General features: G+C 67.2%; 1 protein-coding gene. It reads left to right on the top strand.

The genetic code is table 11. The features are described 5' to 3' along the window. Window positions 1-110: 110 nt before the first annotated feature. Window positions 111-878, top strand: a complete 768-nt coding sequence (locus HCN08_RS34455; RefSeq protein ID WP_167987328.1) for an IS5 family transposase — start codon at window positions 111-113, stop codon at window positions 876-878. The last annotated feature ends 13 nt before the right edge of the window (window positions 879-891 follow it).

Here is an 891-nt window from a genome sequence, read left to right as displayed (position 1 = left end):
TGAGCGTTTTCCAACCTGCCTGTGGCGGTGTGAGGTTGGGGTGACAACGTGGCGAAGCCCCTGGTAGATGGGTTTTCGACCAAGAAATCCGTCTCCACCAGAGGCTTCGTGTGCTTGTCTACCCGTCGGGTGTCGACGTGTCCAGTTCTGCCCTGCGCTTCCTGTCCGCCAAGCTCCGTCAGCGGCGTCGGGAGCTCGGTACCCGCTGGCGGCGTCTGAGTGCCGGCCGCCAGGCTCTGCTTACTCTCGTCCATCTCCGCAACGGCCATCCGTATGCCCAGCTCGCGGCCGGGTTCGAAGTCGGGACCACGACGGCATACCGCTACGTCACCGAAGCCGTGGACCTCCTGGCCGCCCTGGCACCCACCCTGGCCGATGCCGTCCGCGCCGCCTCGACGAAGGCGTTCGTCCTCCTGGACGGCACGCTCCTGCCCATCGACCGCATCGCCGCCAACCGGCCCTTCTACTCCGGGAAACACAAGAAGCACGGCATGAACGTGCAGGTCCTCACCGATCCGTCCGGCCGGCTGCTGTGGGCCTCACCGGCCCTGCCCGGAGCCGTCCACGACATCCGAGCGGCCCGCGAACACGGCATCTTCGACGCCCTCACCCAGGCCGGCATCCCCTGCTGGGCCGACAAGGGCTACCGCGGCGCCGGCGGAACCGTCCGCATCCCGTACTGGGGACGACGGGAAACCCTCTCTGCCGGTCAGCAGGCGGTGAACCGGTCCCACGCCAAGATCCGCGCCCTCGTCGAGCAGGCCATGGCGACCCTCAAGAACTGGCGACTCCTGCGCAAACTCCGGTGCTCCACCACCCGGATCACCGCCCTCGTCCAAGCCGTCCTCACCCTGCATCTGGCCAGCTCAAACCCATGATGGAAAAGGCTCA

It is taken from the genome of Actinacidiphila epipremni, assembly GCF_012034175.1.
GTDB lineage: Bacteria > Actinomycetota > Actinomycetes > Streptomycetales > Streptomycetaceae > Actinacidiphila > Actinacidiphila epipremni.
This window is presented reverse-complemented; position numbering and strand designations above follow the sequence as displayed.